This is a genomic window from Tardiphaga sp. P4_G1 (genome assembly GCF_056401215.1).
Map to the genome: position 1 here is coordinate 452,264 of NZ_JBFUJU010000004.1, position 17,979 is coordinate 470,242.

At 60.6% G+C, this 17,979-nt stretch carries 1 protein-coding gene; it reads left to right on the top strand.

Features of this window, described 5'->3' with window-relative positions; all coding sequences use genetic code 11:
• Positions 1–141 precede the first annotated feature (141 nt).
• A complete protein-coding gene (locus tag AC1DUY_RS12470; protein WP_478114566.1) occupies positions 142–17,979 on the top strand; it encodes a T1SS-143 repeat domain-containing protein in 17,838 nt (5,945 codons plus the stop codon).

A 17,979-nucleotide genomic window follows, 5' to 3' on the forward strand; every position in this document is an offset into this window, starting at 1 on the left:
GTTTCATTTTTGAACTTAACCAATGCAACGAAAACGCTTCAAATTTTACAGGTATTCATTGACGTCTCTACGTTCTTAAGAATATTTTAACCCTCGCAGGACTTGGACGTTTTTCGGTCCGATCAGCTTGAGGTTGTAGTCATGAACGCTCCCGTATTGCTCGCGCAGCTCGCCGGTTCCACCACGCAGACCCCGCCGTCTCCGAAGAACCTGAAGCTCGAGAAGCCGCAAAATGGGCAGGCGATTTCGGTCCATCTCGACGGGAACACCAAGCTCGATTTTGCTGATATCGCGAGCGAGAAGCTGACCTTCGTCAAGGTCGGTGAAAAGCTGATCATCCTGTTCGACAATCAGTCGACGGTGACTGTCGATCCGGTGTTCGACTCGATGGGCAAGCCGCTCACCGATCTCGCATTCGACATGGGCTCCGATCGCACGCTGACAGGCGAGCAGTTCGCGCAAACATTTCCGATCACCACCGATCAGTCCGTTCTGCCCGCAGCCGGCGGTGCAACGGGCCCGACAGGCGGCGCGAATTTCGGTGATGCGACCGTTGGCGCGCTCGGTGCTTCGGGCGCGCGTCTCGCGCTGCTGACGGGCGAAGACACTGGCGGCGGCTTCGACAATCTGGACGATGGAACGCCTAATCCGTCGCCGATTCCCGGCGGCGTGACGGCGGTGACACTGAACGAAGACGGTTTTGCGGAAGGTAATCTCGGCGGCACCGGTGACACGGGCGGCACCGCGACGTCCGTGACCGGTTCGCTCAATGTCGATTTCGGTACCGATGGTTCGAATCGCAGCTTCGCGTTCTCGCTCAATCAGCCGACGCTCGCCGGCCTGACCTCGGATGGTCAGACCGTTCAGCTCGCTTTCACCACCGTGAACGGCCAGCCCGTGCTGATCGGCTATGTCGGTGGCGATTTCAATGTCGCCGCCAATCAGGTCTTCACGGTGTCCCTGGATGCTTCATCGCTGCAGGGCAACTATACCTTCACGCTGTTGCGTCCGCTCGATCATCCGATCGGCGGTACCGAAGACACGATCAATCTCTCGATCAACGTGATCGCGACGGATGGTAGTGGCGACACTGTGGCCGTCACGATTCCGATCGGCATCAACGACGATACGCCAGTGATCGGCACGCCTGCCGATGCCGCGCTGACGGATCCGCTGTCCGGCAATCCGGCGACGCAGACGGGCTCGCTGGGAATCTCCTGGGGTGCCGATCGCTACAACGATCATGTCGATGGCGGCGTATCCGCGACCACCGGCGCAACGGGCGACCGCTCGGTCGTGTTTGCCAACACGCAGGTGACGGCCACCGGCGACGGCGCAACGGCCATCGGTACGCTGACGTCGCATGGCGAGACCGTCCACTACGTGCTGCTCGAAAACGGCACTGTGCTGGTTGCCTATACAGGCGCGACCGCGCCGACCAGCCTCGCCGATCTACAGCAGAGCGGCACGCCGAGCGGTGAAGGCGAGGGTGGCGAAGGTGGAATTGCCAACAACGTCGTCTTCGTCGTGACCCTGTCCGACGCCAGCAATAGCGGCAGCTATGTCGTCACCCAGTATCGTTCGCTGGATCACGATAATGGTTCAGCCACGTTCCAGAACATCGATCTGGCCTTCAACTTCACTGCGACGGACAGCGATGGCGATACGGTCAACGGCACGCTGCATGCGGTGATCGCGGATACGGTGCCGGTTGTGACCGGTCCGGCCGACGCAAGCACACTGAGCGAAGGCAACGGCGAAACGCCGCCGAGCGAAGGTGGCGGGGACATGCCCTCCTTGCTGGTGGTCGGCGGTTCGTTTACGCCGAAGGACACGGGCGCCGTATCGCTGCACATCGATTGGCGTTCGGACAATCAGAATCCGACGGCTGCGGGCGGCGCGCATGATCGCTCGGTCACATTTACCGCTGCGACGCAAACCGCTCTCGAGAACCTCGGCCTGACCTCCGACGGTGTGACGATCATCTACACGATCTCCGCGGGTGGCACGTTATTGACGGCGACGACTGCGGCTAGCGAAGGCCATAGCGCGCGCACGATCTTCACCGTTCAACTGTCTGACAGCGGAAATGGCAGCTACGACTTCACCTTGCTGGACAATCTGGACCATCGGGGCAGCTCCGAAGGCAGCCAGGCGCTGACATTTGGCTTCATTGCGACCGACAGCGATGGCGACTCGACGGTTCCAGCGAGTTTCACGGTCAATATCACCGACGAAACCTTGTCTTTCTCCGCTGAAGGAGTCGTGCCCCAGTACGTCGATGAAGAAGGCAATGCCGGCGACAGCTATCCTTCCAATCCGGGCGATCTGGCGGGCGAAGGCAAGACGGCAACGGCATCGCTGAACATTTCGTGGGGAGCAGACGACGGCAACAGCTCCGTGAGCGGCGGCTTCAGCGGCACGCAGGTCAATGGCGATCGTTCGGTCGTCTTTGCGGACAACGCGATTGCTGCGCTTCAAAATCAGAATCTCACGTCGAACGGCGTCACGCTGCAGTATGTCCTGTCGACCGATGGTACGACGCTGACGGCCTATCAGGGTTCAGGCCGTCTCGATGGCGACAAGGTGTTCGCCGTCACGCTGTCCGATCAGGGTAACGGTTCCTACAATTTCACGATGCTGGGTCATCTCGATCACCCGATTTCGGGCGTTGAAGACGATCTGACGCCGGTGTTCAGTTTCACGGCGCGCGACGGCGACGGCGACGCGATCTCGTCGAGCTTCTCGGTGACGATCAACGACGACGCGCCAGTGGTGCCAGTCACCACGCCGGTCAATCTGATCATCAATGGTGACTTCTCCGCCGGCGACTGGTCGGGCGTCGCGAGCTGGGGCAACTACAGCACCAATGTCACCGGCTGGACCATCACCGGCGACCGTCTCGAGCGCGTCAATAGTGGCTATCTCGGCGCGACCTTGCCGAATGGCGGTCACATGGTGGATCTGGAAGCCTCGCCCGGCGACCTGACCCTGTCCCAGACCATTGGCGGCATGACCACCGGCCAGACCTATCATCTGTCCTTCGCGATTGGCGAAGCGACGGGGCCGTATGGTGCACATCTGGAAGTGTATTGGAACGGCACCCTGGTTGGCAGTTATTCGCCGCAAACCGGCGCGATGCAGAACATTGATCTGACTGTCGTTGCCGATGGCACCAGTAACACGCTGTCGTTCAAGGAAACGGGCGCCATCGATAACAGCGGCACCTTCCTTGCTAATGTCAGCCTGACGGCGGCAGCGGTCGGCATCGTCGATGAAGATGGTTTGGCCAACGGCGTGGCAGGCGGTGTCGGCGATGTCGCCGGTCAGGCGACCGTGGTCACTCATGCGCTGAATATTTCTTGGGGCTCAGACAACGGCAACAGCGTCGTCGATGGCGGCATCACGGCCTTGCCGGTGAATGGTGACCGCGCCGTTACTTTCGATGCGTCGAACGTGAGCGCGCTGTCGGCCCTGGGTCTGACCCACAACGGCACCGTGATCACCTATCAAATCTCTGCCGACGGCACCAAGCTGATCGCCTTGGCAGGAGAGCAAGAGATCTTCCACGTCGCGCTGTCGGACGTTGACAGCGGCTCCTACACTTTCACGCTGATCGGCACCATCGATCACCCGCTGCATTCGGTCGAAGACAATGTGACGCTGAACTTCGCAGTTCGTGCGACTGACAGCGATGGCGACAGCATTCCCACGTCATTCGCCGTTCTGGTCAACGACGATGCCCCTTCGATCGGCAAGATCGGCGATCAGACGATTGCAGAAAGCACCAGCACCGAGTTCTCCAATACCTTCCTGACTCAGACTCTGTCTGACGTTTCGTTGAATATCTCGTGGGGCGCGGACGACAACAATTCCGGCGCGTTCAATCGCTCTGTCGCCTTCGATGCCGCGCTCGCTGGTACGGCACCGAGCGGTCTGACTTCGAACGGCGTTGCCTTGATCTATGTGCTGTCGGCTGACGGCACCGGGCTGACGGCCTATCGTTTTGACGGCACCAATTATATCGGAGTCGGTGGCGGCAATCTCGGTACCTCGCCATCGGATGCTGCACGCGTGTTCAGCGTGCAACTGTCGGATCTCGGCAACGGCAGCTACACGTTCAAGCTCTACGACAATCTCGATCACAAGACGGGCGATGGGACATCGCTCAATCTCTCGTTCGGTTTCACCGCGACCGACAGCGACGGCGATACGACTCCGATCTCGAATTTCACCGTTGTCGTCACCGATAATGTCCCGCTGCTGGTCGGTAATGCCGACGTCGGCGCGCTCACGGAAACGGGGCTGCCGGCTGTCTCGTCGACGTTTGGCAATCTTGGCATCGACTGGAATGCCGATGATCGTGGTTCGGCCCATCTTGAATTCGCAAAGGATTCCAACGGCCTGGCCATCGTTCCGCAGGGGGTGACCTCGGACGGTGTTGCGCTTGCCTACATTGTGCGTCTCGCGGCCAACGGTGTTGATGAAGAGCTCGTCGCCTACAAGGTCGGCGACACTGTGGACCATCCGGTGTTCATCGTCGCGCTGAATGGTCTGGTCAATCCGGCCTTCGCTGCCACGCTGTTCCAGAATCTCGACCATGTCGGCGCTGGTAACGACAGCAGCCTGACGCTCACCTTCACGGCGCATGCGATCGATGGCGATGGCGATACGGTTGATCGCACCTTCACGATCACAGTCGCGGACACCAAGGCGACCGTTGGGACACCCGAGTCGGCTCGGGCGGATGAGGACGCGTTCGGCAATCCGGCGGGCCTCAGCCTGATCACGGACAGTGCTATCGACACCGATAACAACAACCGCACCGTCGGCGGAAAGCTCAACGTTTCCTGGGGCAGTGACGATTCCAATACGGTCGTCAATGGCGGCATCACCGGCGCTCCGGTGGCCGGCGATCGCGCCGTGACATTCGACGCGTCGAATATCACGACGCTGCTTGGCCTGAACCTGACGCATAACGGAGCTGCGCTGAGCTATCAGATCAGTGCTGACGGCCAGACCCTGACTGCGAAGGCGAATGGCGAAGAGATTTTCAACGTCAAGCTGTCTGACGTCGACAGCGGCTCATATATTTTCACACTGACGCGCAATCTCGATCATGCGGACCGGTCCGGCGAGGACAATCTGCCTCTGTCGTTCAAGTTCAACGCGACCGACTCGGACGGCGATGTCACGGCCGGCAATTTCACCGTCGAAGTGAACGACGATAGCCCGGTGATCGGCACCCCGGCCTCGGCCCAGGCCGACGATAGTTCACTCGGCAATGTGGCGGGTCTGTCGATCATCACCGACTCGAGCGTCGATACCGACAACAGCAGCAAGACCGTTGGCGGCAAACTCAATATCTCCTGGGGTGCCGACGACGGCAACAATCTCGGCAATGTCGGCATTACCGGTGCTGCCTCGGTCAACGGCGATCGCGCTGTGACGTTCGATGTGAACGCGACCAATACGGCACTTAACGCGCTTCATCTGACCCATGACGGTACGTCTCTGGTCTATAGCTACAGCTCGGGTAATTCGCTGCTGACGGCGAAGGCCAATGGCGCGACCGTGTTCACGGTGCAGCTATCGGATGACGGTTCGGGTAAATACATCTTCACGCTTGTCGACAGCCTCGATCATCCGACCCACGGCACGGCAGATAATCTCAATCTGACCTTCAGTTTCATCGCCACCGACAGCGATGGCGACAAGGCGACCTCCACCTTTGCGGTCGCCGTCAACGACGATCTTCCGACCATCGGCAGCCCGGCTGCATCACGAGTCGATGAGGACGATCTGTCGGCCGGAAATCATGATGGCCTTGCGCCGATCACCGATGTGACGGTCGATACCGACAGCAGCCGACTGACCGTGGGCGGCAAGCTCGGCATTTCGTGGGGGGCTGATGACGGCAACAGCTCCGTCAATGGCGGCATCAATGGCGCGTCAGTGAATGGCGACCGCGCCGTCACCTTCGATAGCGCGACGACGGCTGCGCTGACCTCGCAGCATCTCTCTCAGGGCGGCGTTGAGCTGACCTATGTCATCAGCAACAACGGCACGGTGCTGAAGGGCATGGCCGGTACGGCGGAAGTGTTCAGCGTCACGCTGTCCGACCAGAACGACGGTTCGTACATCTTTACGCTCAAGGGCAAGCTCGACCATCCGGATACGACAACCGAAGACAATATCGATCTGACCTTCAACTTCACCGCGACGGACAGCGACGGCGATACGGCCACGTCATCCTTCAAGGTCACCGTCAACGATGACGCACCGACTGCCGCTGGCGAAACCGCTACGGTGGCGGAAGCGTCGCCAGCAGTGGGCACTGGCAATATCATTCTGGCTTTCGATCGCTCCGGAAGCATGAATGACGATCCGGATGGCTCGGGTGGTTTCTCGTCGCGGCTTGCGCTGGCGAAGGCTGCAGCCATTAATCTCTTGAATACGAGCAATGCTGATCAGGTTCTGATTGTGACATTCTCGGACAACGCCACGTCCTCGGCTTGGATGACCAAGGCGCAGGCGATCGCGTATATCAACAGCAATTCGTTCCCGGGAACGAACGGCGGCACGGACTACGACAACGCCACGGCCGCAATCCAGGGCGCCACGATTCCGTCTGGCGGTACCTCGGTCTACTTCTTCACCGATGGCCAGCCGACAGGTAGCGGCGGTCTCAACAGCACGGAACGTGCTGCATGGGAAAGCTTCCTGCAAAGCAAGAGCATGACGTCCTACGCCGTCGGCGTGGGTAACGGCATCGGCGCCAACGATCCCGACCTCAACGATGTCGCCTATCCCGGCTCACCGCTGATCATCACAACGGCCAACGATCCGGCGCTGCTCGGCACCATCACGCCGACGCTGCCGACCTCGGTTACCGGCAATATTCTCAGCAATGACCACTTCGGCGCCGATGGTGGGCGGATTCTGTCCATCACGATCGGCAGCGTCACCTATACCTGGAATGGCGCGTCGACCATCACCAAGAGCGGCGGGGAAACCGGTACGATCCCCGGCAATGCGTTGTCGATCGACACAGGCATCAACGGTCATCTGAACTTCAACTTCTCGACCGGCGCCTGGAGCTACAACGCGCCGGCCCAGCTCGTGACCAACACGACCGAAACGTTCTCCTACACATTGATCGATGGCGATAAGGACACCGCCGGCGCCAATCTGGTCATCAGCGTCACCGCGGTGAATGACGCGCCGACCAACACCGTTCCGACCGCGCGCGTTGTGAATGAAGACACGGCGATCGTTTTCAGTTCCGGCAACAGCAACGCGATATCGATCGCGGATGCCGATCACAACGGTGGCAACGAAACCGTCACGCTGTCGGTGTTGCACGGCAATCTGACGTTGTCAGGTCTGAGCGGTCTCACCGTGACCGGAAATGGCACGGGCAATGTAACCGTCACAGGCACGGTTGCGGCAATCAATTCCGCGCTGAACGGCCTGAGCTATCTGCCGTCCAACAACTACAACGGCGCTGATACACTAACGATCGTGACCAACGACAACGGTAACAATGGCGTGGGAGGCGCCAAGAGCGACACCGATACAATCGCCATTACCATCAACCCGGTGAACGATGCGCCCGTGATCACGCCGGAAACGCGTGAAGTTTCGTATATCGAGAACGGTAACGATCTGAAGCTGCTGTCGAACGCAGTGATCACCGATCCGGACAACCCGACCTCGCTCAATGGCGGCTTCATCTCCGTTACGCTCGGCAACACCGTTGCCGGCGACCAGCTGCAGATTGCCGACAACAGCAGCGTCCGCCTGCAGGGCAGCAATGTGCAGGTTTCCAACGGGTTTGGCGGCTGGACCACGATCGGAACGATTTCATCTGGCGGCTTCGGCGGTACGTCCGTCACCATCACCCTGAATTCGAATGCCGATGTGGCTGATGTGCAGACAGTCGTGCGCAGCCTGGCGTTCTATTCGAGCTCCGACAATCCGACCGGCGTGGACCGCACGGCGACCGTCACCTTCAACGATGGCGGCCATGACGGAAGCGGCGGCCCATTGTCCGACACCTCGACGGTGACCATTCATGTCACTCCCGTCAACGACGTGCCGGTGATCGCTGGCGGTTCCGAGCGCTCGGTTTCGGTGGCGGAGAACACCACAGGAGTGACCACCGTAACGTCCACCGATCCTGACGGTGGCACGCCGACTTACTCGATTGTGCAGACCGCAGGCACCGACTTCGCGAAGTTCACGATCAATCCGGTCACCGGAGCGCTCAGCTTCAACGCAGCGCCCGATTACGAGAATCCGACCGATGTTGGCGGCACCAACGGCAACAACACCTACGAGGTTGACGTCCGAGTGTCGGACGGCAATGGCGGCACGGCCGTTCAGACCATCAACGTCACCGTCACCAATGTGAACGAGGCGCCGGTGCTGGCGCCGAACTCGAATTCCGTCAGCTACACGGAAAACGGCAACGCGCTGAAGCTGATGCCGACTGCATCTGTGACCGATCCGGATGGCCCGTCGAGCTTCGTGGGCGGTTCGATCACCGCCTCGCTCAGTGCGACCGCGGTCAACGGCGACCAACTGGTATTCGCCGGCAGTAGCGGCGTCTCGTTGGTCGGCAACGTCATCTGGGTTGGTTTCACCGTGGTCGGAACCGTGAGCGGTTACGGATCTGCAAACATGACGATTAGCCTCGCGGCTGGCGCCACCGACGGCAATGTCGAAACGGTGCTGAAGGCGATCGCCTATCAGTCGAGCTCTGAGAACCCGACGGGTGCGGATCGTACGGCGACCGTCACCTTCAATGACGGCGGCAATGACGGCAGCGGTCCGGCGTTGTCCGATACGTCGACTGTCACCATCCATGTGACGCCGGTGAACGATGCACCGCTGGCCGTCAACGACATGGGCTCGGCCACGGAGAAGGGCGGCGTTGCCAATGCCACCGGCGGCAGCAATGCCACCGGCAATGTGCTGAGCAACGACAGCGATGTCGATGATCTCCAGACCTCGCTGGTGGTTTCCGGCGTGCGCGTCGGCACCGCCGGCAGCACCGGGACCGTCGGTTCGACTCTGACCGGCGCGCATGGCTCGCTGGTGCTCAATGCCAACGGTACCTACACCTATGTCATCGACGAGACCGATGCGCAGGTGCAGGCACTGAACGTCAATGGCACCATCACCGATACTTTCACCTATACGGTCCGGGACCCGAGCGGTGCGACCGATACGGCCCAGCTCACGATCACCATCAACGGTGCCAATGATGCACCGGTGGCGACCGACGATACGGGCAGCGCCACCGAAARGGGCGGCGTCAGCAACGGCAGCGGCGGTGTCACTGCGACGGGCAATGTGCGGACCAACGACGGCGATATCGACAACACGACGTCCTCGCTGGTCATTTCCGCCGTTCGCACCGGCGGGGAAGCCGGTACGGGCACGGCGGGCACGGTCGGTTCGTCACTGGCTGGCCAGTATGGCAGCCTCAAGCTCAATTCCGACGGCAGCTACACCTACACGGTCACGGAAACGAACAACACGGTCCAGGCTCTGAACGTCGGTCAGTCTGTCACCGAAACCTTCACCTATACGGTGCGCGATGCGGGTGGTCTTACCGACACAGCCCAGCTCGTGATCACGATCAATGGCGCCAACGACGCGGCTGTCATCACCGGTAACGTCACCGGCTCGGTGACGGAAGCGAGCGGCGTTGCCAATGCTACGCCCGGAATCCCGACCGCGACCGGCGATCTCAACGCGACCGATGTGGACAATGCTGCGACCTTCACGGTGCAGAGCAATGTCACGACCAGCTACGGCACCTTCTCGATCGGTGCCGACGGCGCCTGGACCTATAACCTGAACAACGCCAACAGCACAGTTCAGGGCCTGAACAACGGCGGCACGCTTCACGACCTGATCACCGTCACAACGGCGGACGGCACCTCCAAGCAGATCGACGTGACCATCAACGGCGCCAACGACGCTGCAACCGTGTCTTCCGCAACGGTGAACCTCACCGAGACGAATGCCGCTGCGTCCATCAGCGCTACCGGCTCGCTGACGATCACTGACGTCGACAACCCTGCGACCTTTGTTGCCCAGAACAATGTTTCGGGCACCTATGGCAAGTTCTCCATCACCTCTGCAGGTGCATGGACCTACACCGCCAGCAACGCCCATGACGAGTTCCAGGTCGGTCAGACCTATACCGACACCTTCACGGTGAGCGCAGCGGACGGCACGCAGACCAGCGTGACGATCAAGATCGCCGGCACCAATGACGCGCCTGTGCTGACCGTGACCAATGGTGTCAGCGACGATATCGGCGACGGTTTCCAGAGCGGCGGCTATACCGGCTCGACTGGCAGCCCGAACCTGTGGACCACCAACTGGACCGAAGTCGGTGACAACAACTCATCAAGCAACGGCGACATCCGAATTTCATCCAGCGGCGGTAACTCTTACGTCCGACTGGGTGATAGCGACGGTTCAAATTCATCCTTGCAACGCACGGTCGATCTCAGCGGGACGTCGTCGGCCACGCTGACCTTCGACTATCGGCGCGTTGATCTCGATAGTTCGAGTGACCAGGTTTTCGTGCAGGTCTCGACCGATGGCGTGAACTTCACGCAGATTGCTGTGATCGGTGGTGGAAACTTCGATGACAATGGCTTCTTGAGCGCCAGCATCGATCTCTCAGCCTACCGTTCGAGCACAACGACGATTCGCTTTGTGGCGTCGGGTGGGCTTGGCGACAACGATTACGTCTATCTCGATAACGTCAATATCTCCTACAGCAACGAGCCGACTTTCACCGAGAACGGCTCGGCGGTCGCGATTATCAGCAACGCGACGCTGTCCGACGTCGACGATGCAAACATGGCGTCGGCCACGGTTGTCCTGACCAACAAGCAGGCCGGTGATCAGCTCTGGATCAACAGCACGGCTCTGTCGAACGGTTCGACCGGCACCGTGAACGGTGTGTCCTACCTGGTGGCGGAATCCGCTGGCGCAATCACCATTACCTTCAGCGGGTCCGCGACCAAGGCGGCCTATGAGCTGGCCATCGAGGCGGTGAAATACGCCAGCACCAGCGAGAATCCGTCCACGACGGATCGCTCGTTCCAGATCACCGTCAATGACGGACACGACAATTCCAATACCGGAACGGCTGTCGTCCACGTCATTGCCGTCAACGACGTACCGCTGGCGGTGAACGACACCGGCATGGCGACTGAAAAGGGCGGCGTGGCCAATGGCACCGGCGGCAGCAATGCCACCGGCAATGTGCTGAGCAACGACACCGATGCCGAGACTGCCAGCGCATTGCTGGTCGTCTCGTCCATTCGCACCGGTACGGAAGCCGGCAGCGGCACGTCCGGCACGGTTGGTTCGTCGCTGCTGGGCACTTATGGCACGCTGACGCTGAATGCCGACGGTACCTACAGTTACGCTCTCAATGACGGCCTCCCGGCGGTTCAGGCGCTGAATGTCGGCGGCACACTGACTGAAACCTTCACTTATACTGTGAAAGATACAGGCAATCTGACCGACACTGCGCAGCTGGTGATCACCATCAACGGCACCAACGACGCCGCGGTCATCACGGGGGCGACCTCTGGTACGGCCCTCGAGGAGGGCTACCTCTCCGCTGGATCTCCGGCGTCGGGCGATCTCAACTCGACCGATATCGATAACGCCGCCGATGCCTGGACCGCCGTCGCTACGGCTACTGCGACGGCCAGTGGTTATGGCAAGTACACGATCGATGCGACCGGGCACTGGACCTACACCGTCAACGACGCGAATACGACGGTGAATGCGCTGCAAGTCGGTCAGCATCTCACCGATACCTTCACCGTCCATACGGTGGATGGCACCGCGCAGGTTGTTACGGTCACGATCAACGGCGCCAATGATGCGCCTGTTGCAAATGACGACAACCTCTTTGGCGCGGGCGTGGCCCAGAATGTCATCACGACGTTCTCGACCGGCCTGCTGCTTGCCAATGATACGGATCCCGAGGGCGACACGCTCAAGGTGCATTATGTCAGCGAGACGTCCGGCGCCGGTGCCAAGCTCACGCTGGATAAAGCAACGGGCATCATCACCTATGATCCCGCCACCTACGATCCGGCGGATCAGAATTCGATCTATATCAAAATTCTGCAGCAGCTTGCCGTCGGGCAAACCATGACCGACAGCTTCACATATGTGATCGACGACGGTCATGGCGCGCTGATTTCGGCAACGGGGCATCTCACCATCGTCGGCACCAACGATGCGCCGGTGATTACGTCCGTCGCAAGCGACGCCAAGGGAACGGTGGTGGAAGACGCCGTAGTCAATGCCGTCAGCGGCCAGTTGACCGCTTTCGATATCGACAATGATGCGAATGATGCGCCCCAAAGCTGGACGATTTCCGGTACGCCAGCCTATGGCACCATCGCGATCGATGCGACCGGCAAGTGGACCTACACGCTGAATAACAGCTTGCCGGGAGTCCAGGCTCTGGCCGATGGGCAGCAGGTCACAGAAGTCTTCACCGCAACGGTGACTGATAACCATGGCGCCACGGCAACCCAGACGGTGACGGTCACGGTGACCGGCACGAACGACGCGCCGGTGCTCACCGGCGATCGCACCGCGACCGTGGCGGAAGGCGGCACCTACACGATCCTCGCCGCCGATCTCGGTTTCGCGGATCCGGACGACGTCGAGTCCGGCGAGACGTTCACTGCATCGTCGCTCGTCCACGGTACGCTGCTGGTCAACGGCGTGAGCGCGACGACGTTCACGGGCACGCAACTGGCGGCCGGTCAGGTCTCGTTCAAGCACGATGGTAGCGAGACCGGTTCGGCAAGCTTCCAGATCAAGGTCGAGGACGGCAACGAGGATAACTCGACGCCGGTCAGTCAGGCCTTCACCCTCACCGTAACGCCGGTGAATGACGGCGCGGCCTCGATCTCGATCACCGATACGACCCAGACCGCGACCGCGCCGAAGGTCGGCGATGTCCTGCAGGCCAATCTGGGCACCGACCCGGATGGTACGCAGAGCAACATCGTCTATCACTGGCAGAATGACGGTCAGAACATCGTTGGCGCGACAGGTGCGACGTATACGCTGACGTCGGGCGATGTCGGTCACCAGATCTCGGTCAACGTGACCTATACCGACGGCCAGAGCTTCAACGAGAATGTGACAAGCTCCAAGACCGCGGCCGTGATCGGGGGCAACAACGCGCCGGTGTTTACGACCAGCGATATCGCCGGTGGCGTTGTCGAGGATGCTGGAACGACACAGGGTTCAAGCGTGGTCGTGAATGGCAACTTCGATAACTTCGACTACTCGACGTCGTTTGTCGCCGGGTGGACTCAAGTCGCCTCGAACTGGGGCGCGTCTTTCTATGCGAACCGCGCGGGCATGAACTTCACCAGCTTGGGGCTGATCGAATACGGCGGCAACACCAGTTTCAGCCAGAGCGGAATGGCGACGACCGTCGGCGCCAGCTATCTCGTCGACTTCTGGGTGCGGGAATTTTCGGCCACCGAGACCCTCTACGTCCAGTGGAACGGCGCTACGGTTGCGGCTGCCGCCGATGCAAGTGGCGGCTGGAAAGAATACAAGGTCGTTGTGACCGGCACAGGCAGCGACACGATCACATTCCTTGCCGACGATCCAAATTACGGCGGCATGTATCTCGACGACGTCTCGGTGACGAAGTTCACGGCCAACACGACGCAGACCGCGTCGGGTGTGCTGCATTTCACCGACGAGGCTCTCGACACCCATACGGCCAGCTTCACGCAGGGCAGCACGCTTAACTCCGCAGGAACGGCCTATCTCGGCACGTTCAGCCTCGATCCCAGCGTGACGGAATCGAGTGGCACCGACTCGATCGGCTGGCACTTCTCGGCCAGCAACAGCGCCCTGCAGTCCCTCGCGGCCGGACAGACGGTGACACAGACTTATGAGGTTGCCGTCACCGACAATCACGCCAGCACGACCGTGAAGGAAGTCACGGTTACGCTGACCGGTGTCAACGACGCCCCGGTGTTCGGATCGGGCACCGCCACGGGAGTCGTGGCGCAATCGACCCTACCGACGGGCAATCTGCTGACGAATGGCGGATTCGATACCGGCAATACCAGCGGCTGGACGGTGGTGGCGCAGCCCAATACTTACGCGCAGGCTGACAGCACGTTCAATTTTGCCAGCGGCAACACTTGGAATTTCGACGTCTATGGCACCAACCCCGCAACCAGAGAAGGCATCGCGACGATTTCGCAGTCGATCAGCACCGTCGCCGGTCAGCACTATCTGCTGGCATTCGACTATGCGGGAGCCTATGGGCTGAGCCCGGATTCGACGCTGAAGGTCTCGTGGGCCGGCTCGCAGATCATCGCGTTGAGCGGCATCCAGAATACCAACACCGATAGCGGCGTTGGTTCGCCCTATACCTATCTGGTCACGGGTGATGGCAACTCCGACGCGCTGACCTTTGCCTTCGACGCGAAGAACCAGGACCTGCGTATCGACAGCGTCTCGCTGGTCCGGGCCGAAGTCGCACAGGGCTCGATCAGCTTCAGCGACGTCGATCTGACCGACAACGCGCATACGGTGTCGGTGGCGAGCAAGACCGCGAACCCCTATGGCTACATGACCGCGACGGTCGATGAAGTCACGCATCAGGTGAACTGGACCTTCGTGGTGAAGGATTCCGAGATTGCGGGCCTCGCCGTCGGCCAAAGCGTCAACGAAACCTACACTCTGACGCTCGACGATCATCATGGCGGCGTCGTCACCAAGGACGTCACCGTCACGGTGAACGGCTTGCCTGGAGCTCCCGTCATCACCGGCATCACCCCCGCCAGCGATAGCGGCACGGTCGGTGACAACATCACCAACGATACGACGCCGTCCTTCGTCGGCACGGCGCTGGCCTACTCGACCGTCACGGTCAAGGATGGCGCCACGGTCCTCGGCACCACCACCGCGGACGCGACTGGCGCCTGGACCTTCACGCCCGATGCGGGGCATGCGTTGTCGTCGACCACGCACAGCACCATCACCGCGACCGCGACCGATGTCGCGGGACACGTCAGTGCTGCTTCCGCCAACTACACACTGACGATTGACACCTCGGCGCCCAGCAGCCTGGCGGGAACGACGCTGGATCTGACCGACGCCAGCGACAGCGCGGGTGCCAGCAACAGCGACAACATCACCAAGGTTACGACGCCGACCATCACGGTGGGGCATCTCAACGGCATCCCAATGTCAGTTGGTGACGTCATCCAGATCATTGATACCAATCACGGCAACGCCGTGGTGGGCAGCTACACCGTCCAGGCAGGCGATCTGAATGGCAGCAGCCAATGGAATAGCGCCGGTGGCGGTGCTGGCGGCGTCAAGGATATCGTCCTCACAACCCTTGATGATGGTGCGCATAACTTCACTGTGCAGTTGGTCGACAAGGCCGGCAACACCGGCACCCAGGGCGGCACGTTGACGGTGACGGAAGACACCACGGCGCCGAGTGCGCCGAGCATTAGCGTTATCGACAATGTCGGTAATATCCAGAGCACGAACCTGGCGGACGGCGCGTTCAGCGACGATACGCAGCTTGTGGTGCACGTCAGTCTGACGGGTACAGGGGCTGTCGCGGGCGACACGGTGCAGCTCTCGAACAACACCACGGCACTGGGCGGTGCGGTGACGTTAACGGGCGCGAATATCACCGCCGGCTTCGTCGATATCACGACGCCGACGCTGACCAACGGATCGTCCTACAACCTGAGAGCTGCGATTACGGACGTGGCAGGTAATGTCGGCGCATTGTCCACCAACGGTGCAAATGACGTGACGATCGATACGACCAAGCCGACGGTGAGCGGCGAGGCCATCACCAGCGCGACCGGTATCCAGAATGGCTATCTCAATGGCGGCGATGTCGTGAGCATCACCGTCAACATGAGCGAGGTTGTGACGGTGACCGGCACGCCACAATTGGGGCTGAATATCAACGGCGCCACGGTGCAGGCAAACTACGCATCGGGCAGCGGCAGTTCGACGTTGGTGTTCACCTACACGATCGTGGCAGGTCAGAACGACAGCAACGGCATCAGCATCAACACCAATGCGCTGAGTTTGAACAGTGGCACGATCCGCGACGCGGCTGGAAACGACGCGACGCTGACCTTCGGTACGGTTTCGGACAACGCCAGCTACAAGGTCGATGCGATCGCTCCGAATGCTCCGACCGGACTGCAATACACTACGAGCGGTACCGATCGCTTCTTCTGGAATGCGGCGACGGACAACACAGGCGGATCGGGGATTGATCACTATCTCTATGAAACCGACACCGGAACACTGACGTCACCTGTTGGTAATTTCACTTCTACAACGGCTCTTTCCGTCAGCTATGCTCCGAGCGGAACCGCTGGCCGTACCGTTTTCGTTGAGTCGGTCGACGTTGCCGGTAATGTTAGTGCCGCCTCGCGGATAACGTTCACGGCTCCCGCCGGGACCTCTGGCGAGGCTATCAACCTCGCACTGACCGCTCCGACCGACCACGTCGGCTTGGTCTCGCTCACCATCGCCGGTCTCGCCGCCGGCTGGACTCTGAGCGAGGGTACGCACAACGCTGACGGAACCTGGTCGATCCTGACCAGCGACCCGTCGTCGCTCTCGGTCACGTCGCCCGACGGCTACACTGGCGCGCTGGTTCTCCACGTTACCGAAACCTGGACCAACGCCGACGGCAGCACGGGCACTGCCTATGTCGCCGACAACGTCGAAGCCTATGCCAAGGGTGCGCCGATCTTTGCCTGGTCGGGCGACGATACGCTCACCGCGTCGAGCGGGGACGACACGTTGGTGTTCGCCAACAAGATCGGCACCGACGTTGTGCACCACTTCGATACCGTGCACGATAAGATCGATCTGATCGGCTTCGCCGGCTTTTCGAGCTTCGCGGACGTTCAAGCGCATCTCGGCACCGATGCGGCAGGTAACGCCATCATCACGCTCGGCGATGGTCAAACGATCACCTTGAACGGCGTCAGTGCTGCGTCGCTCAGCGCGGACGACTTCCTGTTCAACGAGACCCCACTCACGCACAATGCGGGCGATATCGTACTCAGCAATGGTGCACTGATGCCGTTCAGCGGTGTGCTCGACAACACCGGCAGCATCCACCTCGCTTCGACCGGTGGTGAAACCGCCTTTGAGATTGTGCAGCGTGGTCTCACGCTGCTCGGTGGCGGAACGGTAACGCTGTCCGATAGTTCGTCGAATGTCATCTTCGGCAGCGCCGACGATGTCACGCTGACCAATGTCGACAACACTATCTCCGGCGCGGGCCAGCTCGGCGATGGCCATCTCACACTGGTCAACGAAGGCACGATCGTTGCCGACGGCAGCAATGCGCTCGTCATCGATACTGGCGACAACGCGGTCATCAACAGCGGCACACTGGAAGCAACCGGCACCGGTGGGCTCAATGTGCACAGTGATGTCGTCAACAATGGTCTGGTGTGGGCTAACGGCGGCGACCTGGACTTCGATGGCAATGTAACCGGCAGTGGTTCAGCGCTGTTGTCAGGCCATGCCAGCATCGAACTCGGCGGTGCGTTCAACGAGCACATCCTATTCGATGGCACGGCCGAAGGCACGCTGGTGCTCGATCATTCGGCCGACTTCGGCGGCTTGGTATCCGGCTTCGATGGCAACGACACCATTGATCTCGCCGACATCCTCGGGAGCACGGCTTCGGTGAACTACACCGAAAACGCTCAAGGCACCGGTGGTGTTCTGACGGTGACGGATGGCGCTCACACAGCCAACATCGCATTTGCCGGACAGTATTCGACTGCAGACTTCCACCTCAGCAGCGATGCCAGCAACCATGTGTTGGTCCAGCTCGAAAGCCAGGCCCGTCAATTGACGAACGCAGCCTGA